General features: G+C 75.0%; 22 protein-coding genes, 1 tRNA gene and 1 pseudogene. 10 read left to right on the top strand and 14 right to left on the bottom strand.

The window, feature by feature from the left end; all coding sequences use genetic code 11:
* Nucleotides 1–10: 10 nt before the first annotated feature.
* Nucleotides 11–796, bottom strand: coding sequence for an SDR family NAD(P)-dependent oxidoreductase (locus ACFC1T_RS33695; RefSeq protein WP_375895209.1), 786 nt, complete (start codon nucleotides 794–796; stop codon nucleotides 11–13).
* A 209-nt stretch (nucleotides 797–1,005) separates the two neighbouring features.
* Here ACFC1T_RS33695 and ACFC1T_RS33690 point away from each other — a divergent pair, with 209 nt between their 5' ends.
* On the top strand, nucleotides 1,006–2,310 hold the full coding sequence (locus ACFC1T_RS33690; RefSeq protein WP_375895207.1) for a LuxR C-terminal-related transcriptional regulator: 1,305 nt from the start codon (nucleotides 1,006–1,008) through the stop codon (nucleotides 2,308–2,310).
* Nucleotides 2,311–2,378: 68 nt separating this feature from the next.
* Here ACFC1T_RS33690 and ACFC1T_RS33685 read toward each other — a convergent pair whose 3' ends face one another.
* The 6 genes from ACFC1T_RS33685 to ACFC1T_RS33660 form a co-directional block, all read right to left on the bottom strand.
* Nucleotides 2,379–3,311 carry an NADP-dependent oxidoreductase gene (locus tag ACFC1T_RS33685; RefSeq protein ID WP_375895204.1) on the bottom strand — a complete coding sequence of 311 codons (933 nt, stop codon included), beginning with the start codon at nucleotides 3,309–3,311 and terminating at the stop codon, nucleotides 2,379–2,381.
* 11 nt (nucleotides 3,312–3,322) lie between these two features.
* Entirely contained in the window at nucleotides 3,323–3,748 is a 426-nt protein-coding gene (locus ACFC1T_RS33680) for a nuclear transport factor 2 family protein (protein WP_375895202.1), read from the bottom strand.
* Nucleotides 3,749–3,779: 31 nt separating this feature from the next.
* Entirely contained in the window at nucleotides 3,780–4,799 is a 1,020-nt protein-coding gene (locus ACFC1T_RS33675) for a methyltransferase (RefSeq protein WP_375895200.1), read from the bottom strand.
* 78 nt (nucleotides 4,800–4,877) lie between these two features.
* On the bottom strand, nucleotides 4,878–6,017 hold the full coding sequence (locus ACFC1T_RS33670; RefSeq protein WP_375895197.1) for a hydrolase: 1,140 nt from the start codon (nucleotides 6,015–6,017) through the stop codon (nucleotides 4,878–4,880).
* Nucleotides 6,018–6,145: 128 nt separating this feature from the next.
* Nucleotides 6,146–8,098 carry a flavin-containing monooxygenase gene (locus tag ACFC1T_RS33665; protein ID WP_375895194.1) on the bottom strand — a complete coding sequence of 651 codons (1,953 nt, stop codon included), beginning with the start codon at nucleotides 8,096–8,098 and terminating at the stop codon, nucleotides 6,146–6,148.
* Nucleotides 8,099–8,115: 17 nt separating this feature from the next.
* On the bottom strand, nucleotides 8,116–8,592 hold the full coding sequence (locus tag ACFC1T_RS33660; RefSeq protein WP_375895191.1) for a flavin reductase family protein: 477 nt from the start codon (nucleotides 8,590–8,592) through the stop codon (nucleotides 8,116–8,118).
* Nucleotides 8,593–8,840: 248 nt separating this feature from the next.
* Here ACFC1T_RS33660 and ACFC1T_RS33655 point away from each other — a divergent pair, with 248 nt between their 5' ends.
* Genes ACFC1T_RS33655 through ACFC1T_RS33640 form a run of 4 tightly spaced genes read left to right on the top strand, consistent with a single transcriptional unit; the run spans nucleotide 8,841 to nucleotide 12,562 of the window.
* Nucleotides 8,841–9,992 (top strand): acyl-CoA dehydrogenase family protein, encoded by a 1,152-nt coding sequence (locus ACFC1T_RS33655; RefSeq protein WP_375895188.1) that lies wholly within the window; start codon nucleotides 8,841–8,843, stop codon nucleotides 9,990–9,992.
* A gap of 58 nt (nucleotides 9,993–10,050) precedes the next feature.
* Nucleotides 10,051–11,223: a DUF6081 family protein gene (locus ACFC1T_RS33650; RefSeq protein WP_375895186.1), complete on the top strand. Its 1,173-nt coding sequence runs from the start codon at nucleotides 10,051–10,053 to the stop codon at nucleotides 11,221–11,223.
* On the top strand, nucleotides 11,220–11,642 hold the full coding sequence (locus ACFC1T_RS33645; protein ID WP_375895183.1) for a lipocalin-like domain-containing protein: 423 nt from the start codon (nucleotides 11,220–11,222) through the stop codon (nucleotides 11,640–11,642). The genes ACFC1T_RS33650 and ACFC1T_RS33645 overlap by 4 nt, the downstream gene beginning before the upstream one ends.
* Nucleotides 11,639–12,562 (top strand): alpha/beta hydrolase, encoded by a 924-nt coding sequence (locus tag ACFC1T_RS33640; RefSeq protein WP_375895181.1) that lies wholly within the window; start codon nucleotides 11,639–11,641, stop codon nucleotides 12,560–12,562. Before ACFC1T_RS33645 ends, ACFC1T_RS33640 begins: the two co-directional genes overlap by 4 nt.
* A 113-nt stretch (nucleotides 12,563–12,675) precedes the next feature.
* Here ACFC1T_RS33640 and ACFC1T_RS33635 read toward each other — a convergent pair whose 3' ends face one another.
* The 4 genes from ACFC1T_RS33635 to ACFC1T_RS33620 all read right to left on the bottom strand — a co-directional run bounded on the left by ACFC1T_RS33635 (nucleotide 12,676) and on the right by ACFC1T_RS33620 (nucleotide 16,229).
* On the bottom strand, nucleotides 12,676–13,254 hold the full coding sequence (locus ACFC1T_RS33635; protein WP_375895178.1) for a flavodoxin family protein: 579 nt from the start codon (nucleotides 13,252–13,254) through the stop codon (nucleotides 12,676–12,678).
* A 324-nt stretch (nucleotides 13,255–13,578) separates the two neighbouring features.
* Nucleotides 13,579–14,346: a BTAD domain-containing putative transcriptional regulator gene (locus tag ACFC1T_RS33630; protein ID WP_375895176.1), complete on the bottom strand. Its 768-nt coding sequence runs from the start codon at nucleotides 14,344–14,346 to the stop codon at nucleotides 13,579–13,581.
* 1,009 nt (nucleotides 14,347–15,355) lie between these two features.
* Nucleotides 15,356–15,428: transfer RNA gene (locus ACFC1T_RS33625), tRNA-Lys, on the bottom strand.
* A gap of 48 nt (nucleotides 15,429–15,476) precedes the next feature.
* On the bottom strand, nucleotides 15,477–16,229 hold the full coding sequence (locus ACFC1T_RS33620) for a DNA polymerase beta superfamily protein (RefSeq protein WP_375895173.1): 753 nt from the start codon (nucleotides 16,227–16,229) through the stop codon (nucleotides 15,477–15,479).
* Between the two features lie 112 nt (nucleotides 16,230–16,341).
* Here ACFC1T_RS33620 and ACFC1T_RS33615 point away from each other — a divergent pair, with 112 nt between their 5' ends.
* From ACFC1T_RS33615 to ACFC1T_RS33605, 3 genes are all read left to right on the top strand, one after another.
* Nucleotides 16,342–17,559 carry a DNA glycosylase AlkZ-like family protein gene (locus tag ACFC1T_RS33615; protein WP_375895171.1) on the top strand — a complete coding sequence of 406 codons (1,218 nt, stop codon included), beginning with the start codon at nucleotides 16,342–16,344 and terminating at the stop codon, nucleotides 17,557–17,559.
* Between the two features lie 10 nt (nucleotides 17,560–17,569).
* A complete protein-coding gene (locus ACFC1T_RS33610; protein WP_375895168.1) occupies nucleotides 17,570–18,331 on the top strand; it encodes an SDR family oxidoreductase in 762 nt (253 codons plus the stop codon).
* Between the two features lie 87 nt (nucleotides 18,332–18,418).
* A complete protein-coding gene (locus ACFC1T_RS33605) occupies nucleotides 18,419–19,114 on the top strand; it encodes a tyrosine-protein phosphatase (protein WP_375895166.1) in 696 nt (231 codons plus the stop codon).
* A 33-nt stretch (nucleotides 19,115–19,147) separates the two neighbouring features.
* Here ACFC1T_RS33605 and ACFC1T_RS33600 read toward each other — a convergent pair whose 3' ends face one another.
* Nucleotides 19,148–19,612 carry an RICIN domain-containing protein gene (locus ACFC1T_RS33600; protein WP_375895163.1) on the bottom strand — a complete coding sequence of 155 codons (465 nt, stop codon included), beginning with the start codon at nucleotides 19,610–19,612 and terminating at the stop codon, nucleotides 19,148–19,150.
* A gap of 58 nt (nucleotides 19,613–19,670) precedes the next feature.
* On the opposite strand from ACFC1T_RS33600, the gene ACFC1T_RS33595 reads away from it, so the two are divergent.
* On the top strand, nucleotides 19,671–20,765 hold the full coding sequence (locus tag ACFC1T_RS33595; RefSeq protein WP_375895160.1) for a hypothetical protein: 1,095 nt from the start codon (nucleotides 19,671–19,673) through the stop codon (nucleotides 20,763–20,765).
* Between the two features lie 160 nt (nucleotides 20,766–20,925).
* On the top strand, nucleotides 20,926–21,261 hold the full coding sequence (locus ACFC1T_RS33590) for a hypothetical protein (RefSeq protein WP_375895157.1): 336 nt from the start codon (nucleotides 20,926–20,928) through the stop codon (nucleotides 21,259–21,261).
* 36 nt (nucleotides 21,262–21,297) lie between these two features.
* On the opposite strand, the gene ACFC1T_RS33585 is transcribed toward ACFC1T_RS33590, so the two are convergent.
* Nucleotides 21,298–22,131: a TIGR02452 family protein gene (locus ACFC1T_RS33585; RefSeq protein ID WP_375895154.1), complete on the bottom strand. Its 834-nt coding sequence runs from the start codon at nucleotides 22,129–22,131 to the stop codon at nucleotides 21,298–21,300.
* A gap of 224 nt (nucleotides 22,132–22,355) precedes the next feature.
* A pseudogene (locus ACFC1T_RS33580) lies at nucleotides 22,356–22,815 on the bottom strand (RNA helicase); the annotation flags it as partial.

Here is a 22,815-nt window from a genome sequence, read left to right as displayed (position 1 = left end):
CCGGTGCCGCTCAGTAATTGCCCAGCCCGCCACAGACGTTGAGCGCCTGGGCGGTCGTCGCGCCGGCTCCGTCGCCGACCAGGTACTCCACCATCGCGGCGACCTCCTCGGAGGTGACGTAGCGCCGGATCGGTACCCGCGCGGTGATCCGCTCGAACACCTCCTCGGTCGGCACCTGCCAGATGTCCGCGTAGTGCTCGCGCACCCGCTCCGCCATCGGCGTCTCGACGAACCCGGGGCAGACCGCGTTCACGGTGATGCCGGTGGCGGCCAGCTCCAGGCCGAGCGCCTTGGTGAAGCCCACCACGCCGTGCTTGGAGGCCGAGTACGGGGCGCCGTGGACGACGCCCTGCTTGCCGCCGGTGGAGGCGATGTTGACGATGCGCCCCCAGTCCTTGCCCCGCAGGCCGCCGAGGGTGAGCACCGCCTTGGTCATCAGGAAGACGCTGTTCAGGTTGGTGTTGATGACGTCGTACCAGAGCTCGTCCGGGATCTCGGCGGTGACCCCGCCGCCCGACCGCCCGGCGTTGTTGACCAGCACGTCGACGGTGCCGAAGCGGTCGACCGCGGCCCGGACGAAGGACTGCACCTGCTCGGGCGAGGTGACGTCGCAGGGACTGCCGTCCACGTCGTGGCCCTTGTCCCGCAGGGTCTTCACCGTCTCCGCGAGCGCGTCCTCGCGCCGCCCGCACAGGTAGACCCGGTGGTTCAGGGCGCCGAGCCGCTCGGCGATGGTCAGCCCCATGCCGCTGGTGGCTCCGGTGACGATCGACACCGGTCGGTCGGTTCGTGCCATGTGTCGGCTCCCTCTCTCTCCGCTCGCTCCGGCCGGCCGGCCGGCGACTCGCAACGTGGAGACGGTCGCGCGCGCCGCTCGAACCTGGGTCGGACGGGCCTGGAGCGGGGCGCCGCGAACCGGCCACCGCCACCGGACTGCTCCTCCGGCTAGCGGGACCTCCCCGAAGGAGCAGTGCGCGGCGCCCGTCTCCCGGCTAGCGTGCGGTCATGGCACCCCTTCGGACGGACGACCCGCGACTGATCCTCGACATGGCCAAGGCCCTGCTGCGCGCGCCGCTCAGGGACGTGCTCCCCACCTTCTCCCGCACCATCGCCGACCTGGTCCCGCACCGGGCCCTGGCCATGCTGACCGCCGACTGCCCGAAGTCCGCCGCCTGGACGGCCGGCGACCCGGCGCTCACCGAGCAGGTGACCACCGCCGAGATGGCCACCCTCTCCACCCACGTGGAGATCGGCTCGCCGTGGTCCGGCCGGGCCGTGCTGGCCGGCGCGGCGCGCCCGGTGTTCGCCGTGGCCTGCGCCCCCGACGGATCGGCCGGAGCGCTGCTCGCCGTCGTCCCGGTGGACGACCGGGCCCCCGAGCCCGCCGTGGTGGACCTGGTCGACCGGCTCTGGGAGCTGGCCACCGCCCGGGTCGTCGACCTGCTGCCCGAAGCCGTCCCGGTCGACCTGTCCGGTGCCTGGCGGGCCGGCAGCGAGCGCCTGCGCATCACCAGCGAGCTCGCCGAGACCCACGCCGCCACCCTCACCGGCCTGCTCGGCGTGCTCCGCTCCCGCAGCCTGGACGACGCCACCGCCCGGCGCACCGCCGTCGACCTGGCCGTCGCCTCGCTCATCGAGCTGCGCGGCTCGCACAGCGACGAGCAGCTGCCCGACGAGGAGACCCTGGAGGACGCCTTCGGCCGGCTCACCGCCATGCTCGGCGCGCTCTCCCGCTACAGCGGACTGACCCTGGAGTACGCCCCGCCCACCCCGCCGGAGCGCCTGGTCCCGTCGAACGTGGCCCGCACGCTCCGGGCAGCGGTGCGCGGCATCGTGCTGACCACCATGGAGCAGGGCGGGGTCACCCGGGTCCGGGTCGGCTGGGAGGCCGGCGGGGCCGAGCTGCGCGCGACCGTCCGCGACGACGGCCCCGGCCGGCTGGCGCCCGAGGCGCTGGCCGTGCACCGGCTCAAGGACCGGATCGCCGCCATGGGCGGTGAGTTGGAGGTGGACTCCGTCCCGCAGTGGGGCACCTCCGTGACGATGCGGCTGCCGCTCACCGTGCCCGACCGCGACCGGCCCCGCGAGGACCCGCTGACCGGGCTCAACCCGCGCGAACTGGAGGTGCTGCAGCACCTGGTGCAGGGGCACCGGAACCGGGTGATCGCCAACCAGCTCGGCATCAGCGAGCACACCGTCAAGTTCCACGTGGCCCGGATCCTCAAGAAGCTCAACGCCGACTCGCGCGGGGAGGCCGCCGCCCTCGCCATCGCGGCCGGCTTCCCCCCGGCGCTGTCGCTGGTGAACTGACGCCGCGGGGGCGGGTCCGCTCCGGACCCGCCCCCGCGTTCAGTTCGGCCGCTCGGACGGTCAGACGCTCAGACGGTCAGCACGAGCTTGCCCGTCGTGGAGCCGGACTCGATCAGCCGGTGCGCGTGCGCGGCCTCGGCCAGCGGGAACACCCCGTCGACGTGCACCCGCAGCCGGCCCTCCTCGGCCAGCGCGGCGAGGGCGCCCAGCCCGACGTGGTCGGGTTCGGCGGTCACCGCGCTGAACTCCAGCCCGCGCCCGGCCGCTCCGGCCGGGAGCGCCGCGTCGTGCAGCTCCACCACGGTGACCAGCCGGCCGCCCGGGCGCAGCACGTCCAGCGAGCGCACGGCGGTGTCCCCGCCCACGGTGTCGAGCACCACGTCGGCGTCCTTCACCTCGGTGGTGAAGTCCGCCGCCCGGTAGTCGACGACCTGGTCGGCGCCGAGCCCGGCCACGAACGCCTGCTTGGCCGCGCTCGCCGTGGCGATCACCTCCGCGCCGCGGGCCTTGGCGATCTGGACGGCCAGGTGGCCGACGCCACCGCCGCCCCCGTGCACCAGGACCCGGTCCCCGCGGCCCACCCCGGCCGCGTCCACCAGCGCCTGCCAGGCGGTGAGGCCGGCGAGCGACAGCCCGGCCGCCTGCTGGTGGTCGAGCGCCGCCGGCTTGCGCACCAACTGCCGTGCCGGGGCGGCGACGTACTCCGCGTAGCAGCCGGCCTCGCGCGGTATCAGCGGCATGCCGCACACCTCGTCGCCGACCGCGAACCGCGTCACCCCGGGGCTGACCGCCTCGACCACGCCGGAGACGTCCCAGCCGAGGACGAACGGCGGCTCGCCGAGGAACGGCACGCCGCCGGAGCGGACCAGGGCGTCGATCGGGTTCACCCCGGCCGCCCTGACCCGCACCAGCACCTCGTTCACCCGCAGCCGCGGCCGCGCCCGCTCCGCCGGCTCCAGCACCTCGGGCCCGCCGAAGCGGCGTTGCGTGACCGCGCGCATGGCCGCTGACGTCACGGGGCGTCCGCGATCAGCTCGTCCAGGTCCGCCCCGGCGGGCACGGCCTGCGCGACGTCCCAGTGCTCGGCCAGCCGGCCGTCCGCGATCCGCCACAGGTCGGCGGTGATCACCGGCGGCGCTCCGGGGGCGACCCGCACGACGTTGTGCGTCCAAACCTGGTCGCCCTCGGCGATGATGCGCACGATCGTCAGCGAGAACTGCGGGAACGGGATGCCCGCCTGCTCCCGGAAGGTCTCGACGGTGCGGTCCCGGCCGACGCCGACGCCGTGGTGGTGGTTGACGAAGTCCTCGGCGAGCAGCTCCCGCGCCCGGTCCCAGTCCTTGTCGTTGTAGAAGGCGTCGATGAACCCGGTGACGAGCTCCTTGTTGGCCTTCAGACCGGCGTCGGCCGTCGGGCCGGCGGCTCCCTCGGTGCTCATGTGCTTCCCCTCCCCGGTCCCCAGGACCCGGTCACTTGATTCCGACGACGATCGAGTCCGGACCGACCAGGTGCTCGGTCCGGGTCCGGGAGAACCCGGCCTCGGTCATCCACGCGGTGCACTCGGCGGCGGTGTAGCCGAAGCCGCCCTCGGTGACCGCCAGCATGGTCAGGCTCATCAGCAGGGCGAACGCGTTCTGCGACCGGTCGTCGTCGATCAGCGAGTCGTAGACGACCACCGCGCCGCCCTCCGGAAGAGCTTCCCACGCCTTCCGCAGCAGGACCTTCTTCTTCTCCAGATCCCAGTTGTGCAGGATGTGGCCGAAGGTGATGACGTCGGCCTTCGGGAAGGGGTCGGCGAAGAAGTCCCCGCCGGTGAAGGCCAGCCGGTCGCCCAGCCCGTGCTCCGCCGCGTACTCCTCGAAGACCGGGCGGGACTGCGGCAGGTCGAAGCCGGTGCCGGTGAGGTGCGGGTTGGCCTTGAGCACCTGGACGGCGAGGTCGCCCTGGGCGGTGCCCATGTCGGCGAGCACCTGGTAGTCCGACCAGTTCACCTGGGTGGCGATCCGGGTGTTGGCGACGTGGCTGATGCCGGTCATCGACGCCAGGAACTGCTTGAGCCGCACCGGGTCCGCGTAGAGGGCGTCGTAGGTGTCCAGCTCGCTGTCGCGCGACTCGTCGTGCGGCTTGCCGGTGCGCAGCGAGTCGGTCAGGTTGTTCCAGATGCCGAACAGCCGGCCGTTGGCCATCTCCAGCAGGCTGCCGTGGTGCAGGTACTCCGGCTTCGCGCGGTCCAGGAAGGCGTCGGTGTCCGGGGTGTTGCGGTAGACGCCGTCCTCGCGCAGGAGGAGGCCCAGCGCCACCAGGGTGTCCAGGAAGTCCCGGGTGCCGCGCGGGTGCAGGCCCAGCCGGGCGCCCAGCGTGTCGCCGTCGGCGGGGGCCTTGGCCAGTTCGGTGAAGACCCCGAGCTCGACGGCGCTCAGCAGGGTCTTCGACGACTCGAAGCCCAGGCCGATCTGCAGGATGCGCTCGGGGGAGGGGGTGGTGGTCACGGCTGCTCCTCGGTGGTCCGGGTGGTCCGGGTGGTCCGGGTGGTCCGGTGGTTCAGGGGGTGTGCGGTCCGGCGGCGTTCAGCGGGTCTGCGCGAACAGCCGGGCGGCGGGCTCGAACTGGAGCGCCTGGTGGGTCGCGATGGCGTTGACGTCCCGCCACAGCCGCTGGAGCGGCCCGTCGGCGACCTGGCCGCTGGTACCGGCCGCGCGGTAGAGCCGGTTGACGGCGGTGACGAGGGTGTCCACGACGAAGGCGCTGTCCCGGACGTTGCGGGCGGTCTCGGTCGGGGTCGGGGCCCGGTCCGCGTCGGCGAGTTCGGCGACCCGGCCGAGCAGCAGCCCGGCCGCGTCGATCTCGGCGGCGGAGCGGGCCAGCAGCATGTCGTAACTGGCCTGGTTGCCGGCCGCGCCGGGGATGCCCGGCACGGCGGCGGCCCGGCGGCGGCCGCCGAGCGCCTCGGTCACCAGGGCGAGGGTGCCCCGGGCGGCGCCGAGTGCGGGCGCCACGAAGGTGAGGCCGTTCACGGCGGGCAGCGGCGCCAGCCCGGCCACCGGGGGCACCGCCGCCGGGTCGGCGGGGCGGCCGGCGAAGGCGGCGGCCCGGTCGGCGATCCGGGCCGCCGGCACGAACACGTCCTCCAGCACCGCGGTGTTGCTCCCGGTGCCCCGCATGCCGACGCTCGACCAGGTGTCCTCGACGCGGCACTGCGAGCGCGGCACCACGGCCAGCAGCAGCCGCTGTCCGCCGTCGGCCGCCGGCACCTTCGCGCAGACGATCACCCAGTCCGCGTGGTCGATGCCGCTCATGTAGGGCCAGCGACCGGTCACCCGCAGGCCGTCGCCCTCCGGGACGGCCTCGCCGAACGGGATGACGGAGGCGATCACCGCCGCGTCCGGCCCGTCGGCCCAGACCTGCGCCTGCCCCTCCTCCGGGAAGAACGACAGGAAGCGCGGGGAGCCGGCGAACAGCGAGGCGCACCAGGCCGTCGCCGGGCAGGCCGCGCCGATCACCGGCACGGTGTCCAGGAGTTCGCCGAAGCCGCCGGCCCGGCCGCCGAACCGCACCGGCGTGAAGTGCCGCATGAAGCCGGCCTCGGCGATCGCCTTCACGGCGTCGGGGCCGATCCGGCGGGCCCGGTCCGTCTCCTCGGCCAGCTCGCCGGCCTGCCGGGCGATCGAGCGGGCGGCGGCGAGCCGCCGCTCCGGGGTGTCCTGCATGGCGTTCCCTTCCCTCGCGGTGGGTGGTGGTTCGGCGGGGCCCGGTGCGGTCGGACCGGGTGCGGTCGGACCGGGTGCGGTCGGACCGGGTGCGGTCGGACCGGGTGCGGTCGGACCGGGTGCGGCGGTCACCGCGGCTCGTAGTCGGCCGGGTCGACCGCCCGGGTGCGCGCCCAGTACTCCTGGGCGGAGAAGGGCCAGTTGACGGCGGAGCGGCCGCCCTCGTTGTACCAACCGGCCACTCCGGTCCAGCCCCAGGAGCGCTCGGCGTTCGCGCCGTCGACCCACGCGTTGTACCCGTCGTGGACGTCGGCCCGGACGGTGAGGGCGTCGCGCCCGCTCGCCAGCAGCAGCCGGATCGCGTCGAGCACGTACCCGACGGCGCACTCGGAGAAGTAGACGATGCTCCCGCCCTGGCCGACCAGGTTGGTGTTCGGCCCGTACAGGCAGAACAGGTTGGGGAACTCCGGCACGGTGATGCCGAGGTAGGCCCGCGCTCCGCCCCGCCAGGCCTCCCGCAGGTCCAGCCCGCCGCGGCCGGTGATCCGCATCGGCGCCAGGAAGTCGGAGGCCTCGAAGCCGGTGGCGTACACGATGACGTCGACGTCCAGCCGCTCCCCGCCCGCGACGAGTCCGCCCGCGGTGACCCGCTCCAGCGGCGCCGTCACCAGCCGGACGTCGTCCCGCCGCAGCGCGGCCAGCCAGCGCCCGTCGTCGCGGAGCACCCGCTTGGCGCCCACCGGGTAGGTCGGGACGACCAGTTCGCGCAGCTCGGGCGCGTCGGCCAGCTGGGCCTCCATCGAGGCCAGCAGCGCCGCCCGGAGCTGCTCGTTGCGGACGGACACGGCCCGTTCGGTGGGCGGGTGGTCGTGGTCGACGATCCAGCCCTCCAGGATGCCGTGCAGCCCCGGCGCGAACAGCCAGAACCGGTACCACTGGGCGTAGTACGGCAGGTGCTCGAAGAGCCAGGACGCCCCGGCGGGCATCGGCTCCCGGTAGTGCGGGGTGGGGCGCATCCAGGGGGCGTTGCGCTGGAACACCAGCACCTCGGCGGCGGTACCGGCGAGTTCCGGCACGAGCTGGTAGGCGCTGGCCCCGGTGCCGACCACCGCCACCCGCTTGCCGGCCAGGTCCACCGAGTGGTCCCAGGCGGCCGAGTGGAAGGCCGGCCCGGCGAACGACTCCCGCCCGGGCAGGTCGGGCAGCCGCGGCCGGTTCAGCTGGCCGACGGCGCTCACCACCGCGTGGTGGCGCTCGACGGCGGTGCCGTCCGGCCCCGCGACGGTGACGTACCAGCGCGACTCCTCGTCCGCCCAGCGCAGTTCGGTCACCTCGGTGCCGAAGCGGATGTGCTCGGCGACCCCGGAGGTCTTCGCGAAGTCCCGCAGGTACTCCAGCACGGTGTCCTGGCGGCAGAAGTGGTCCGGCCAGTCGTGCCTGGGCGCGAACGAGTAGTTGTAGAGGTGGCTGGCCACGTCGGTGCGGCAGCCCGGGTAGGTGTTCTCGAACCAGGTGCCGCCGAGGTCCGCGTTCTTCTCGTAGATCACGTACGGGATCCCGGCCTGCGCCAGCCGGTGGCCGGCGAGCAGGCCGCTGAACCCGGCGCCGACCACGACCACCCGGAAGTCGGTGCCGGGGCGCAGCCCGTCCGCCGTCCAGCGGGGTGCCTTGGGGTCGGGCCCGTGGCCGGGCAGCACGAGTTCCTCGGCGAGCAGCGGCACCAGGTCCCCGGTGTCGCGCTCCATCGCCCAGGAGGTGATCGCCCGCAGCAGCTCGGGGCCGGGCGGGGCGGGCGGGCCGGGCGGGCCGGGCGGGGCGGGCACGGCGCCCGCCGCGCCGTCGCCGTCCCGCAGCCGGGCGAGGGCCGCCAGGGCGCTCTCCCGGGCCTCGGCCGCGCGTTCGGGGCTCAGTCCGCCCTGGGGGGCGAACAGCCAGCCGGGTGCGCGCAGGTCGTCGCGCAGCAGGGAGAGGTCGCCGGTGAGGTGCGCGACGGTCATCAGCAGCGCCGGTACGTCGGCGTCCGCCAGGTGCCGGCGCAGGGTCGCGTCGTCGGCGGTGATCGGTCGGGCGGTGTCCGCCATGGCAGCTGCCTCCGGTCTCAGGACGTCGGGGCCAGCGCGGCGAACCTGCGGTCGACGTAGACCACCGGCGCGCCCTCGGCGGCGAGCGTCTGGCCGACCACCTCGCCGACCAGGATGGTGTGGTCGCCGCCGTCGTGCCGGCTGTGCACGGTGCACTCCAGGGTGGCGAGGGCGTCCGCGACCACGACGTTGCCGCGGTCGGTGCGCAGGAAGCCGCCGCCGCCGAACTTGCGGGCGGTGCGGTCGGCGAAGCGCAGCGCCAGGTCGGACTGGTCCTGGTGCAGGATGCTGATCGCGAAGCGGCCCGTCCGCGCGAACACCGGGTGGCAGGTGGCCGACTTGGCCACGCAGGCGAGCACCAGCGGCGGCTCCAGCGACACCGAGCAGAACGAGCTGATGGTGAGGCCGTGCGGGGTCCCGTCCCGGTCCGTGGTGGTGGCGATCGTGACCCCGGTCGGGAACCGGGCCATCACGTCCTTGAACTGGTCTGTCATCCGACTCCGCCCCGTTCGAACCCGATTCGTCACGCGCGCCGCCCGGACCGTCCGGCCGACGGCGGGCTGGGCACGACGTACAGCCTCCGGGCGCTGCCTCGATTGCCGCTCGAACCCCGATCGAGGGGATCCGGGCGGCGGCCGGGCGCTCCAGCCGGGCTCAAGCGGTCCTCGAACCCGGGCGGAGAGCGTTCCGGGAGCCGCCCGCCCGACCGGCTGCGGCCGGTCCCGACCCTGGAGCAACCACCATGGACCTGACGTCCGAACTCGTGTCGGCCGCCCGCGAGACGGGCGCACTGGCGGCGCAGCGCGCCGACCGGGCCGAGGCCGCCCGCCGGCTCGACCCCGAGGTGGCCGGAGCGCTGGTCGCGGCGGGCTTCGCCCGGCACTTCGTGCCCAAGGCCTGCGGCGGCGACGAGGGCACCTTCCTCGACCTGAACCGCGCGGTGAGCGCGGTGGGCGAGGGCTGCACGGCCACGGCCTGGTGCGCGTCGCTCTCCGCCCACGTGTCGCGGATGGCCGCGCACCTGCCCGCCGCCGGCTGCCGGGAGGTCTGGGCGGACGGCCCGGACGCCCTGCTGGTCGCCTCCCTGACGCCGCTCGGCACGGCCCGCCGGGTGCCCGGCGGCTACCGGCTGGACGGCACCTGGCCGTTCGTCAGCGCGATCGACTACGCCGACTGGGCGCTGCTGGCCGCCATGGTGCCGGCCGAGGACGGCGGGCAGCCGCAGGCCCGGGTGCTCGCGGTGCCGCGCGACGCGTGGCGGACCGAGGACACCTGGCAGAGCGTCGGCATGGCCGCGACCGGCAGCAACAGCGTGACGGTCGAGGACGTCCTCGTCCCGGACGCCCGGTCGATGAGCCGCGAGGACCTCTTCACCGGCCGCGCCGCGGACTCGGACGCGCCCTGCCACGCGGTGCCGATGCAGGCCACCACGATGATGTTCGCCACCCCGGCCCTGGGCGCCGCCAAGGGCGCGCTGGCCGCGTGGACCGGCTCCGTGACGCCCAAGATCAGGGCGGCGGCGGCGGCCGGGCCGCGGCAGGCGCACGCCGGGATGCCCGCCTTCAACCGGGCCTCCTACGACGTCACGCTGACCCGCAGCGCCACCGAGATCGACGCGGCCGAGCTGCTGCTCGAACGCGCCGCCCGCACCGCGGACGCGGCCGGCGCGCTGAGCCCGCTGCTGACCATGCGGAACTGGCGGGACTGCGCGATGGCGACCGAGTCGATGGTGGGCGTCGTCAACCGGCTGTTCCGCACCATCGGCACCACCGGCCAGTCCGTGCGCAGCCCGCTGCAGCGCTTCTGGCGGGACGTCAACTCCCTGGCCGGCCACCAGGGCCTCCAGGTGGAGTCCGCGTCGGTCGCCTTCTCCCGGCACGTCATCGCGCTCTGACTCCCCGGCCTCTCACCGGCCGGCTTCACCGGCCCGACCCCTCACAGGAGGACACCCCATGACCGTCAGCCGGCGGCAGGTCCTGCGCTCCACGACCGTCCTGACCACCACCGCCCTCGCGGGCACCGCCCTGGCCGCCACCGGCCTGGTCGGCACCGCCGCGGCCGACCCGGTCGGCGGAGCGTCCGATCCGGCCGGCGGCACGGCGGAGCCCGACGCCGCCGGGTCGGCCGCGCGCCGCCGGGTGCTCTGGCGGGACGACTTCGCGAACGGCTTCTCGACCGACGGGCCCGGCGCCCGCTGGGCGTTCCTGCCGTTCGGCCCCACGATCGGCCGCGACGGCGTCGCCACCACCGACCGCCGGGGCCTGACGGTCGTCTCCGGCGCCACCAACCCGGGGACGGGCGAGCCCGCCTTCGCCATGACCGTCGGCCCGAACGACCCGAGCGGCTTCCCCGGGAGCATGGACCACGTCAAGTGGCTGGCCTATCCCAACCACCAGGCCGCCTCCGGCGTGCTGGGCTTCGACGCCGAGCCGGACACCGAACTCTCCGGCGAGGCCGTCCTGTCGGCCTCCTCCTACGGCATGGCCGGCCACCCCTTCGGCGCCGCCGTCCTCGACCCGGCCGACGACCTCCGGCTGGCCGCGCCGGCGATGCCCGTCCAGGACCTGGAGACCGGTGTCGCCTTCGACTTCTTCCTCACCGACCGCGGGATCTACGCCGGGTACGAGCGGCTGCCGCACAACCGCCCGCAGCTCGGCGACTACGCCGCCTTCCTCTACGCGGTGCCGGTCGCCCGCCGCTGCCCGTCCGAGAGCCACCTGCTGCGGATCTCCTACGACCGCTCCCGCGGCCTGGCGACCTGGTACCTGGACGGCCGGGAGGTGTTCCGGGTGGACCGGATCGGCTACCGGCTGCCGGCCGGCCGCCGGCACATGCTGCTGGACCACGGCGGCACCGAACAGCTCGTGGCCCCGCGCCAACTCGCCTTCGGCCTGGGGATGTTCAACATCCTGGACGCCGCGCGGGCGGGCCGCCCGGGCTCGGGCCTGGTCCGGCTGACCCCCGAGGCGGACCACTACCTCGACCCGGCCGTCGACACCCCCGCCCCGCAGCGCTTCGTGGACGACGCCGCCCTGCCGGGCAGCCGGCTGTGGGGCCAGGGCACCGCCCTGCGGGTCGGCGGCTTCACCGTCTCCGGCCGCCGCTCCCCGGGCGGTGCGGCGTGAGCCCGACCACCGCCGAGCTGCTGGTCGGCGGGTGGCAGCTGGACTCCTACCTCACCGAGGACGACGGCGGGTTCCGCGAGGGCCCGCTCGGCCCCGCACCGCGCGGCCTGCTGATCTACTCGGCCGACGGCCGGGTGTCGGTGAGCATGATGCGCACCGACGGCCCGCCGACCGGCCCCGGCCGTTTCATGGGGTACGCGGGCAGCTGGCACCTCGTCGAGGACGACGGTGCCCCCGGCACCCGGGTGGTCCACGACGTGGCGGTCAGCTCCCACCCGTACATGGTGGGCAGCCGGCAGCTGCGCGACCTCACCCTCACCGGTGACGTGCTCACCCTCGCCGGCTCGGCCGGAGCGGCCGGCGGCCCGTCCGAGCGCCGGGTGCTCACCTGGTCCCGTACGACCGGGGGCACCGCGTGAGCTACGCCTTCGACCCCGAACTCGCCCCGCTCGTCCCGCGCCTGCGGCCGCCCGACTACCGCCGCCCCGAGGCCGCGCGGACCAGCATGCGCGCGATCATGGCCGCCCAGACCGCCTACCGGCCCGAGCGCCCCGTCGAGGTGGCCGACCGCCGCCTCCCGGTGCCCGGCGGCCCCGAGCTGACCGTCCGGACCTACCGGCCGCTCGACCGGCCCGGCCCGCTGCCCGCCCTGCTCTTCCCGCACTGGGGCGGCTTCGTCACCGGGGACCTCGACACCCCCGAGATCGCCGCCACCCGGATCGCCGACCGGGTCGGCGCCCTGGTGGTCTCCCCCGACTACCGGCTCTCCCCCGAACACCCGTACCCGGCCGCTCTGGACGACTGCTACGCGGCGCTGGAGTGGCTGGCCGCCGAGGCGCCCGCGCTCGGTGTCGACCCCGACCGGATCGGCACCGCCGGGTACAGCGCGGGCGGCGCGCTGGCCACCGCCGCCGCCCTGCTCGCCCGCGACCGCGGGGGCCCAGCCCTGCGCTTCCTCTACCTGCTGTTCCCCCAGCTCGACGACCGGCTGGAGACGGTGTCCGCCCGGGCCTTCACCGACACCCCGATGCTGGACCGGCCCAACCTGGAGCTCAGCTGGCGGCACTACCTGGGCGGCGCCCCCGCCTCCGGCTACGCCGCCCCCGCCCGCGCCGAGGAACTGGCCGGCCTGCCGCCCGCCTTCGTCGGCGTGTGCGAGTACGACCCGCTGCGGGACGAGGGCCTCGACTTCGCGCTCCGGCTGATCCGGGCCGGGGTGACGACCCAACTCGTCCACTACCCCGGGACGTTCCACGCCTCGATCGGCATCGACTCGGCCGTCTCCCGGCGCATGGTCGACGAGCAGCTCGCCGTCCTCCGGCGGGGGCTCCTCGACTGACCGCCGCGCGGGGCGTTCCGGACGGGCCAGTGGCCCCGGGCAGTCGCGACTGCCCGGGGCCACCACCGCGTCCGGCCGGCTCAGGGGGTCCGGCCGACGCGCCTGCGACCGGATCAGCCGGCGGTACGTGCCCGGCGCAGGAGCGCGGCGTGCTCGGCGACGCGCTGCCCGAGGTGGGCACCGGTCAGCAGGTCGGACTTCGGCAGCTCCTCCGGCCCCGCGTCACCCGGGCAGCGCGCCATCACACCGAGCCAGCCGCCGATCCGGTTCAGCTCGTCGTCGCCGTTGCCGGGCAGCAGGTCGAGGTTGACCCAGTGCATGCCGTGCTGGGCCGCGAGCAGCGTGAAGTACTGGAGGGTGTGCAGCTTGTCGCCGCTCAGCGCACCGGAGGTGGTGAAGCCGGCGGCGATCTTGTCCTTCCAGGTCTGGGCGTACCAGCGACCGCTGCTCTCCTGCGCGAAGGCGTGGAACTTCCCGCTGGCGGAGCCCATGTAGGTCGGCGAGCCGAAGATGATCGCGTCGGCCGCGTCCAGCTTCTGCCACGCCTCGTCGCCGAGTTCCTCCAGCGAAATCAATTCCGCCGTCACGCCCGACACACCCGCCGCACCCTCCCGGACCGCCTCGGCCAGCCGCTGGGTGTGCCCGTAACCACTGTGGTACGCAATCGCAACGGAAATCGAGCCGTCAGTCATATCCGCTCCTCCACCATTCACACCTCGGCCCGCCCTTTTCGGCGGCGCCCGGAATAGCCTCGCAGTCCGATGGAGGAGTGGGTACTAGCCTTTGGTCCGGTCCGACCTGCCCGAAAGGATTGACGCATTTCCGCCGCAGCCGGCCGTTCGGGGCGAACGGCCGGAACCCGGGCCGGCCGTGCGGCCGTCCCGGGCTCCCGTTTCTCCGACGTCGGCTTCGCGGTCCCGTGCGGGCCCGGCCCGCGGATCGGCCGCTACCCGACGCCGATCCGACCTGCCGTGTCCCTACCTGCCGCCGCTCCGCCGCCGCTGCCCCGCCGCCGGCTAGCCCGCCCGGCGCATCGGCACCGCGCCCACGCCGGGCGCGTCCCGCAGCGGCTCGTTGCGCAGCACCGCGAGGTGCAGCCGCTGGAGCCGCGGTGACGGCTCGACGCCGAGTTCGGCGTCCAGCGTCCGACGCAGCCGCTGGTAGGCCTCCAGGGCCCGCCAGGCACCGCCCGAGCGGTAGAGCGCGGTCATGAACTGGGCGCAGAAGCCCTCGTCCATGGGGTGCTGCGCGGTGAGCATCCGGAGCTCGCCGATCAGCTCGGAGTGCCGTCCGAGCTGGAGGTCCGCCTCGATCCGCAGCGCCTGGACCTGGAGGAACGCCTCCTCCAGCCGCAGCGTCTCCATTTCGAGCGAGCGCCCGACCGTCACGTCCGCGAAGGCCGGTCCGCGCCACAGCACGAGCGCCGAGGCCAGTTCGGCCGACGCCGTCCGCGGATCGCTCCGCTCCATCGCGTCGCGGCCCCGGGCCGCCAGCCGGTCGAACTCCCTGAGGTCGCTGCTCTCGACCGGACAGGTGAGCTGGTAGCTGCCGAAGCGGGTGGCCAGCACGTCCTTGGCACTCCCGGCCGCCCGCTCCTCGCCCTCCCCGAGCGCCTGGGCGATCCTGCGGCGCAGCTGGAGGATGTACGTCTGCAGCGTCGTGGCGGCGCTGCGCGGGATGGACTCGTCCCAGATCTCGGCCATGAGCGTCGGGACCTGGACGGCACGATCGGCCCGCAGGGCGAGCAGCGTCAACAGCTGACGCGGCTTCCCCGCACTGGGCAAGATTGATTCACCATTCAACCGAATTACCGTCGGCCCGAGAAAAGCGATTTCCAGCATGTCCCCCCCGTGAGCTGCCAGGTGTCGATTACGCGGCGACTGAACGGCTCGTTGCCCTAAGTCGGTTCAATCACCGCCGCAAGAGGATGCCGAGTCCGCCGACCCCGGCCGTAGGTCATTTTTCGATGATGACCACTGATTGGCATATTAACCGACGCGACGCCAATTCCTAGACCCTCACTCCGGCGCGTCCTTCCCCCGTACCAGCATGCCACTCGAAGCACACATCCCTGCTATATCGCCCGATTCACCGCAATCGAGAAAAAATAGAGGGACGGGTTCCGGATATCGCCACGACTACCCACCGCAATTCCACCCGGCCCGCCGCTCGCCCCGTCGAATCCGCCCCGTCGGCATCAGCCGTGCTGAGGACCCCTCCGCACCTCCGGGGCAGGCGCCCCGACCCCCGGATTCCCCACCCCTTCCCGGTCACCGTACGTACACGACCCCGCGGATCCGGCCGAACTCCCCCCTCCGATTCACGCGCTCCGGCGTGACCAACGTCACAAGATCCGGGGGCTCGACAACCGGCCGTCCACACTCTCTGCGCCGACCCGCCCGAACGTCCGTTCCGGCTGCTCGGGCGCCCCCTCCGCACCCCTTCGCGCCCCTCCCGGACGGGTGCGGACGGTATTCGCCGACCGACGGCGAGGGTCGCCGAACTTCCCATTCACATCAGCTGATTGGCCTCGCGTCACGGAACACCGCACACCGGTTCGGGCCGCGCCGCGAGGGTGTTTTCCCGGCATGTTCACATCCGAATGCGCGACCTTTGAACTGATGTCGCATCAACGTCCGTTTGTCATCGGCCCGCAGTCGCGGCCGCGGCACCGTCACGACACCGCCGCAGCGCGGTCGCACCGCTGGCTGCACACGGTCAGGAATTGCGGCGATCGCGCCGGGGGAATGAAGAAGACCCAGGTCGGATGGCATCCTCCCCGGGTCCGAACGGTGGGCCACCAGGGGCTCGAACCCTGAACCTACGGATTAAAAGTCCGCAGCTCTGCCAATTGAGCTAGTGGCCCGCGGCCCCGCGCCCCGGGGAGTCCCGGGTGGAGAGGGCCACGGTGATCCTACCCGGTGGGCCCCAGGGCTCCGCCAGTGGATTGGGTGGGCGCGCCGGGTGCCGGGGGCGCGTCCCGGGGCGGCGCGTAGTGGGCGGCGCGGACGCGGCGCAGCCAGGCCTCGGCGGGGCGGGGGTCGGGGGCCCCGGGCAGGACGCCGGGGCCGGCGAGGCGGTCCGCGGCCTCGGCGAGCAGCTGTTCGGCGGTGGCGGGGCGGTCGGCGATGCGTTCGCCGAGCTCGCGGACGCGCTCGGGGTCGGGCAGCCGGATCAGGTTGCGGCCGGTGCGGTGCAGCCGGACGGCCTGCTCGACCAGCCGGACGAGGTGCCGGGCGTGCTTGGCGGCCCGCCGACGGGTGGCCGGGTCGGTGGTGTCCCGGGTCAGCAGCTTGCGGAACTGCTGGTCCGCGTACCCGAGATAGGCCCGGCGGACGGCGGGGGCACTGAGGAAGGTCGACCGGATCCCGACCAGCTCCCGGCCGAGCGGGGTGGCGCTCTCGTACAGGTCCTCGGGCAGCCAGACGAGTTCGGAGGCGGTCGGGTTGCAGGACAGCGCCAGGCGGCACCACTTGGCGGCCTCGTGCAGGGTGACGTCCGGCCCGGTGGTGACGTGCGACTCGGCCGGGCGGTGCAGGCCGTGCAACTCCTCGGTGGGGACGGCGAACAGCCCCAGCCGGTCGACGTCGGAGCCGGCGTGGGCGAAGCCGTAGGCGGTGGAGCCGACGATGCCGGAGAGCAGCACGGTGCCGGGTGTGTCGGTCATGCGTCCTCCTCTCGATCACCGGTTCTGCCGGGTACCGCATCCTCTCCGGAACGGGCCGCGCCGGGCGAGCGATTTCCGGTCCGGGGCCCGCCCGGCCGCCGATACTGGCCCCATGGAGCACGATCCCCGCCCGGAAGCCGTCGGCGTCGAGAAGCTGCGGGCCTGGTGGTCGCACCGGCAGTGGCTGGACCGCCCGCACCCCGGGGCGTCCGCCGCCGAGGTGCTGGCCGCGACCGGCTGGGCCCGCTCGGTCGGCGGCGCGGCCCCGTACCTGGGCCTGTTCGCCCGGGCCGGGCTGGGGCGGGCGGCCGTGGACGCGGCGGTGGCCGACCTGGCGGTGCACGAGCTGCCGTCCGCCCGCGGCTGTACGTACCTGCTGCCGGCCGCCGACTTCACGCTCGGGCTGGCGGTCGGCGCGGCCGCCCCGGAGGGCGAACTGGCGGCCGCGGCGAAGCACCTGGGGGTCGGCCGGGACGAGGTGGAGCAGCTCTGCCTGGCCATCGAGCGGGCGCTCTCCGACGGCGGGCCGCTGGACCCGACCACGATCCGGGAGGCCGTCGGCGACGCCGTCCGGCCGCTCGGCGAGGCGGGCCGCAAACGCGGCCTGGCCACCACCCTGCCGCTCGCCCTCGGACTGCTGCAGTCGCGCGGCCGGATCCGCCGGGTGCCCGTCAACGGCCGCCTGGACCAACAGCGTTACGGCTACGTCGGCTGGGACCAGCCGGTCGCGGGGGACGCCGTGGACCTCGCCCGCCGCTACTTCTCCTGGGCCGGGCCGGCCACCCTCGGGCACTTCCGCTGGTTCTCCGGCTTCTCCGCGGCCACCGCCCGCCGGGCCGTCGCCGAGGCCGGCCCGGTGCCGCTGGCCCCCGGCTCGGAGCTGCTGCTGCCGCCCGAACTCGCCGAGGAGTTCGCCGGGTTCGAGCGGCCGGCCGAGCCGCACTACACCCTGCTGGCCGGCATCGACGGCATCCACCTGCTGCACCGCGACCTGTCCCGGCTGCTCGACCCCGCCGACGCCGCCCGCCCGCTGCCCGCCGGCCGGGCCGGGCGCACCTTCGGCGGCGAGGCCGACCCGCAGACCCACCTGGTGCTGGACCGCGGCCGGATCGTCGGCCTGTGGGAGTACGACACCGAGCGGGCCGAGATCGTCCACCAGTCCTTCGTCCCGCCGGACGACGCGCTGCGCGCCGCGGTGGCCCGCACCGAGGCGTACGTCCGGGACGAGTTGGGCGACGCCCGCGGGTTCGGCCTCGACTCGCCGAGGAGCCGCGCCCCCAAGGTCGCCGCGCTGCGGGCGGCCGCCGCGCGGGGGTGGCCGGCCGGGTAGCGTACGGCCCATGTCGACCACCAGCACCGACGGAGTCCTGCTCGTCACCGGCGCCGGCCGCGGCATCGGCGCCGCCACCGCCCTGCTGGCCGCCCACCGCGGCTACCGGGTGTGCGTCAACTACCGGGCGGACGAGGCCTCGGCCGCCGCCGTGGTGGACGCCGTCCGGGCCGACGGCGGCACCGCGATCGCCGTCCGGGCGGACGTCGGCCGCAGCGCCGAGGTGGAGCGGCTGTTCGCCACCGTGGACGCCGAACTCGGCCCGCTCACCGCGCTGGTGAACAACGCGGGCACGCTGGAGCGGCAGTGCCGGCTGGAGGACATCGACGAGGAGCGGCTGAACCGGATCTGGACGGCGAACATCACCGGCCCGTTCCTGTGCGCGGCCCAGGCCGTCCGCCGGATGTCCACCCGGCACGGCGGGCGCGGCGGCGCGATCGTCAACGTCGGCTCGGCCGCCTCCCGGATCGGCTCGCCGAACGAGTACGTCGACTACGCGGCGGCCAAGGGCGCGGTGGACTCGATGACCCGCGGCCTGGCGCTGGAGGTCGCGGCCGAGGGCATCCGGGTCAACTGCGTGCGCCCCGGCCTGATCCACACCGGCATCCACGCGCTCGGCGGCGAACCGGGCCGGGTCGACCGGGTCGCCCCGGGCCTGCCGATGCGGCGCGGCGGGGAGCCGGAGGAGGTCGCCGAGGCGATCCTGTTCCTGCTCTCCCCGGCCGCCTCGTACACCACGGGGGCGTTCCTGGAGGTCTCCGGCGGGCGCTGACGGCCCCGGCCCGGGGGCGGGGATTCGGCGAACGGTCCTCTCCGGTTTCCTTCCCCCCGCTCCGTCCGCGCCCGTACCGTGGGGGCCATGACCGCTGCCTTCATCGACATCCCCGGTGTGCGCAACTTCCGTGACGCGGGCGGGATCGGCGCCCTGCGCCGGGGCGTCCTCTACCGCTCCGGCTCCCTCCACACGCTCACCGAGGAGGGCGCCCGGAAGCTCAAGGAGCTCGGCCTGCGGACGGTGATCGACCTGCGCAGCCCGTTCGAGCTGGAGGTCTGGCCGGACCAGCGGCACGGCCTCGACCACGAGTCCCTCAACCTGCCGACGCTGCCCGCCGACCGCGGCGACCTCGCCCGGCCGTGGCCCGAGGACCAGACCGCGCTCTACACCTTCATGCCCGGGACCGCCGGCCCCTCGCTCACCGCCGTGATCCGCCGGCTGGCCGCCCCGGAGGCCGTCCCGGTGATCGTGCACTGCGCCGTCGGCAAGGACCGCACCGGCCTCACCGTCGCCGTCCTGCAGTCCCTGCTGGGCGCCTCGGACGCCGACATCACCGCCGACTTCCTGCGCTCCAACGCCGGCCTGGGCCTGGAGGACGGCCCCACCCCGTACGTCGACGAGACCGGCACCGAGCGGGTCTCCCGCCCGGTCGACGCCGCCCTCCTCGCCTCCTCCCTCGCCTGGATCCGCACCCACCACGGCACCGTCCCGGCCTACCTCGCCGCCCACGGCACCACCGAGGCCGAGCTCGCCGCCCTCCGGGCCAACCTCTCGGCCTGAGGGCAGCCCAGGCCCAGGACCCCCGGCCCGGGGTCAGTCCTGGCGTTCGAACCGCCACCACTGGGTCGGGGCGTCGGCGTCCTCCCACTGCTGGACGCCGGCCTCCGTGGCGGTCAGCGGCTTGCCGCTGACGAAGCTGGTGACGGTGTAGGTGCCCGGGGCGTCCACATGGGCCTCCAACAGCCACTCCTGGGCACCGAAGGCGTTGGCCGACCACTGCTGGATCGGGACGCCGTCGTCCGGGGAGGCACCGGTCACGTCCAGGCGCTTGCCGCTGCCGGCGTTCTCGATGTGGAAGAGCGCGCCGCCCGGGTGGACGGCGGTGAGCAGCCAGAGCTGGGCGTCGGTGCCGTCGGCCGGGCCGAGGCGGATCCGGGCGCCGCTGCGCCGGGAGGCCTCGGCGACCTCCAGCAGCAGGCCGCTGCCGACGTTGCGGATCCGGTAGCGGCCGTCGGTGACCGCCCGGTCGGCCGTGCTGTCAGGGGCGCTGTCCGTCATGGCCGCAGTCTCGCACCCGCGGCTGACAGCCCGGCGTGATCCGCTTATGCTGCGGCGGATGTCCACCCGGAGCGTTCCGCCGACCCGTCAGCAGCCCACCCTCCTGGCGGCGGTGGCCGGACTGGAGGCGGTGGTCGCGGCCGGCGACGACGAGGGCTTCGGCCCGGCCCTGGGCCTGGTCGGCGCGCTGTTCGGCCCGGCCGACCAGGCCGAGCGGCGGGCGGCCGGCCCCCGGCTGGCCGCCCTGCTGCCGGACGCGCCGCCGTTCCCCCGGGCGCACCTGGCGATGGTGGTGGGCGCCTGCGTGGAGTCCGGTGCCGATCCGGTGGCCTGCGCGGGCCCGGTGCTGGCCGGTCTGCGCGGGGCGCTGACCGGTGCCCAGCGGCTGGTCGAGCACTGGGCGCGGACCGGCGGCGGGCCGCTGCCGGACCAGGACGCCGACGATCCGGCCGAGGCCCACGCCCGGATCGAGGACCCGGAGCACCTCGACCCCTGGCACGCCCACCTGGCCGTGGTCGCCTGGTGGACGCTGCACCTGTGGCAGCAGGCCGCCTGGGCGGTGTACGCGCACCCGTCCGTCCGGACCGAGGCCCGCGCCTCGGGCGTCACCGAGGTGCTGCTGGAGCTGTTCGACCGGTACGGCGGCGAGCGCCACGACGTCAAGGGCCTCACCCACCTGGCGCTGGTGCTCGACGACGAACCGCTGCTGGTCCTCGACCGCCCCACCGGCACCGGCTACCTGCTGCGGATGAGCGGCCTGAGCGACACCTTCCAGCTGCACACCCTGCTCGCCGACGTGCTGATCGGCGGCGGCCACCTGCCCGGCGTCCCGCAGGACCCCGAGGTGGTGGCGCTGGCCCGGACGGCGGTCCTGGACGACCGCCGGCCCACCGCCACCGGCGCCTTCAACCTGGTCGCCCCGGACGGCTCCTGGCTCTGGAACGAGGGCACGCCCAGCGACGTCCCGCTGCTGGACGGCGTACGCACCCTGGTGCTGGAGCCGCTGCCGTACGAGCGCAGCTGGTCGGCCGGGCGCTTCCTCCAGGAGGTCCCGGGCGACCTCCGGCTGGAGCGGGTGCTCGATCCGGCGGAGGCGGCACGGCGGCTGGCCCGCACGGTGCCGGGGGCCTCCCCGGCCGCGGCCTTCGGCTGAGCCGCCCGGCCCCCGGGCCCCCGGCGGGCCGCTCCGTTCACCGGGTTAGGGTCGGAAACCGACGCACGTCCCCGACGCACGTCCCCGACGCACGTCCCCGACGCACGTCCCCGACGCACGTCCCCTACGAGCCCTACGAGCCCCACGAGTGGAGTCGACGATGGCGAAGGTCCCGAACGCGCTCGCATCCGCCGCGCCCGCCGCACTGACCGCGGCGGGCGGCCTGGTCGGCGGTTACGGCGTGGCCCGCTGGAGCGGCCGGCGCGAGCTGGGCGGCATGGTGCTGGCGGCGGCCGGCGCCGGCGCGGCCGCGCAGTGGCGCCGCAGCTCGGGCACGGCGACCGCGGCGGCGCTCACCGGCCTGTACGTGGCGGCCTTCGGCGGTTCGCACCCGCTGGCGAAGCGGATCGGCGCCTGGCCGTCCGTGTTCGCCGTCACCGGGGTGGTCGCGGCGGCCTCGACGGCGGCGACGCTGCTCTCCGCGCGCAAGCGCTGAGCCGCACCGCGCGCGGGCGCTGAGCCGCGGGCCGGTTCAGGACGGGACGACCTCCGGGCCGAACCGCGCCTCGAAGGCCGCCCGGTTGGCCGAGACCGGCGAACGGTCCCAGACCGCGAACACCACCCGCTCGAACGCGCCGCCGTACCGGGCCAGCGCGCCCTCGAAGGCCTCGGCGACCTGGGCCGGGTCGTTGCGGAACACCCCGCAGCCCCAGGCGCCGAGCACCAGGGCGCGGACCTCGTGCCGGGCCGCCGCCGCGAGCACCCGGACGGCCCGCTCGGCGAGCACGCCCCGGACGTCCGCACCGGCCGAACGCCGTTCCAGCTGACCGGCGTTGGGGGCGGGCGAGGTCAGGAAGGTGACCGGGTACGGCCGGGCCAGCAGACCGCCGCCGCCGTCCCGGACCACCGGCACGCCGGGCGAGACGACGACCCGGTGGCTGTACCGCAGGTCCGTCGAGGCCCGGTGCGCCTCGTAGTAGTCCGGCGCCTCCAGCAGGCAGCTGTACAGCAGCGCGCTGCGGCACAGGTCCTCCTCCTGGGCGCGGGCGCCGCGCAGGTACCCGCCGCCGGGGTTGCGCGCGGAGGCGAAGTTCAGCACCCCGACCGGCCCGGCCCCGGCCGCGACCAGCCGCCGGGCCGCCTCGACGCTGCCCTCGGCCGTGACCTCGACCGGCCCGCCCGCGGGCCCCCGCTCCCCGGCCGCCAGCAGTGCCGCCAGCCCCTCCGGGGAGTACGACACCGTGCCGGCCCGGGCCGCCGCCAACTGCTCCCCCACCTGCACGAGTTCGCCCCCGGCCGTCCGGTAGCTCCCCCGTGCGGCGATCTCCTCGTTCACCCGTGCCACTTCGTGCAGTCTGCTGCTCATGTCCGTGACGCTACGGGACTACCCTCAGCGCGCGCCACAGGTTATTCTCACTTCCAGAACAACACCTCGGGGGGCGAGCAGTAGCGAGGTGTGTGGGGGGTATCGGGGGATACCCGGGGGAACACGAAGGGCCCGCTCCGGGGGACGGAGCGGGCCCTTCGTGTGTGGTTCAGTCAGCCGGCCGGCGGTCGATCACCGACCGGGCCGCAGGACCTCGTCCGAGGTCAGTTCTTCCAGCGCGGCTTGCGGTCGTCGCGGTTGAAGCCGCCGCCGTTGAAGCCGCCCGAGCGCTCGCGGTCGCCGAAGCCACCGGAACGGCCACCGCGGTCGTCACGGTTGAAGCCACCGCGGTCGGCCTGCGGACGGCCACCGGCGCGGTGGTCGTCACGGCGCGCGAACGGACGGCTGTTGCTGCCGCCGCGCTCGTCGCGGTCCCGGCCGAAGGACGGGCGGTCGCCGAAGGAGCGGGCCGGACGGTCGCCGAAGCCACCGGAGCGGCCGCCGCGGTCGTCACGGTCACGGTTGAAGCCACCCGAGCGCTCGCGGTCACCGAAGCCACCGGAACGGCCACCACGGTCGTCACGGTTGAAGCCACCGGAGCGGCCGCCGCGGTCGTCACGGTCACGGTTGAAGCCACCCGAGCGCTCGCGGTCACCGAAGCCACCGGAACGGCCACCACGGTTA

Source organism: Kitasatospora sp. NPDC056076 (assembly GCF_042266305.1).
Taxonomy (GTDB): Bacteria; Actinomycetota; Actinomycetes; order Streptomycetales; family Streptomycetaceae; genus Kitasatospora.
This window is presented reverse-complemented; position numbering and strand designations above follow the sequence as displayed.

Coding starts and splice junctions, on each gene's coding strand:
- ACFC1T_RS33695 (WP_375895209.1), bottom strand. CDS start 796: ATGGCACGAACCGACCGACCGGTGTCGATCGTCACCGGAGCCACCAGC.
- ACFC1T_RS33690 (WP_375895207.1), top strand. CDS start 1,006: ATGGCACCCCTTCGGACGGACGACCCGCGACTGATCCTCGACATGGCC.
- ACFC1T_RS33685 (WP_375895204.1), bottom strand. CDS start 3,311: ATGCGCGCGGTCACGCAACGCCGCTTCGGCGGGCCCGAGGTGCTGGAG.
- ACFC1T_RS33680 (WP_375895202.1), bottom strand. CDS start 3,748: ATGAGCACCGAGGGAGCCGCCGGCCCGACGGCCGACGCCGGTCTGAAG.
- ACFC1T_RS33670 (WP_375895197.1), bottom strand. CDS start 6,017: ATGCAGGACACCCCGGAGCGGCGGCTCGCCGCCGCCCGCTCGATCGCC.
- ACFC1T_RS33665 (WP_375895194.1), bottom strand. CDS start 8,098: ATGGCGGACACCGCCCGACCGATCACCGCCGACGACGCGACCCTGCGC.
- ACFC1T_RS33660 (WP_375895191.1), bottom strand. CDS start 8,592: ATGACAGACCAGTTCAAGGACGTGATGGCCCGGTTCCCGACCGGGGTC.
- ACFC1T_RS33655 (WP_375895188.1), top strand. CDS start 8,841: ATGGACCTGACGTCCGAACTCGTGTCGGCCGCCCGCGAGACGGGCGCA.
- ACFC1T_RS33650 (WP_375895186.1), top strand. CDS start 10,051: ATGACCGTCAGCCGGCGGCAGGTCCTGCGCTCCACGACCGTCCTGACC.
- ACFC1T_RS33635 (WP_375895178.1), bottom strand. CDS start 13,254: ATGACTGACGGCTCGATTTCCGTTGCGATTGCGTACCACAGTGGTTAC.
- ACFC1T_RS33620 (WP_375895173.1), bottom strand. CDS start 16,229: ATGACCGACACACCCGGCACCGTGCTGCTCTCCGGCATCGTCGGCTCC.
- ACFC1T_RS33615 (WP_375895171.1), top strand. CDS start 16,342: ATGGAGCACGATCCCCGCCCGGAAGCCGTCGGCGTCGAGAAGCTGCGG.
- ACFC1T_RS33610 (WP_375895168.1), top strand. CDS start 17,570: ATGTCGACCACCAGCACCGACGGAGTCCTGCTCGTCACCGGCGCCGGC.
- ACFC1T_RS33605 (WP_375895166.1), top strand. CDS start 18,419: ATGACCGCTGCCTTCATCGACATCCCCGGTGTGCGCAACTTCCGTGAC.
- ACFC1T_RS33600 (WP_375895163.1), bottom strand. CDS start 19,612: ATGACGGACAGCGCCCCTGACAGCACGGCCGACCGGGCGGTCACCGAC.
- ACFC1T_RS33595 (WP_375895160.1), top strand. CDS start 19,671: ATGTCCACCCGGAGCGTTCCGCCGACCCGTCAGCAGCCCACCCTCCTG.
- ACFC1T_RS33590 (WP_375895157.1), top strand. CDS start 20,926: ATGGCGAAGGTCCCGAACGCGCTCGCATCCGCCGCGCCCGCCGCACTG.
- ACFC1T_RS33585 (WP_375895154.1), bottom strand. CDS start 22,131: ATGAGCAGCAGACTGCACGAAGTGGCACGGGTGAACGAGGAGATCGCC.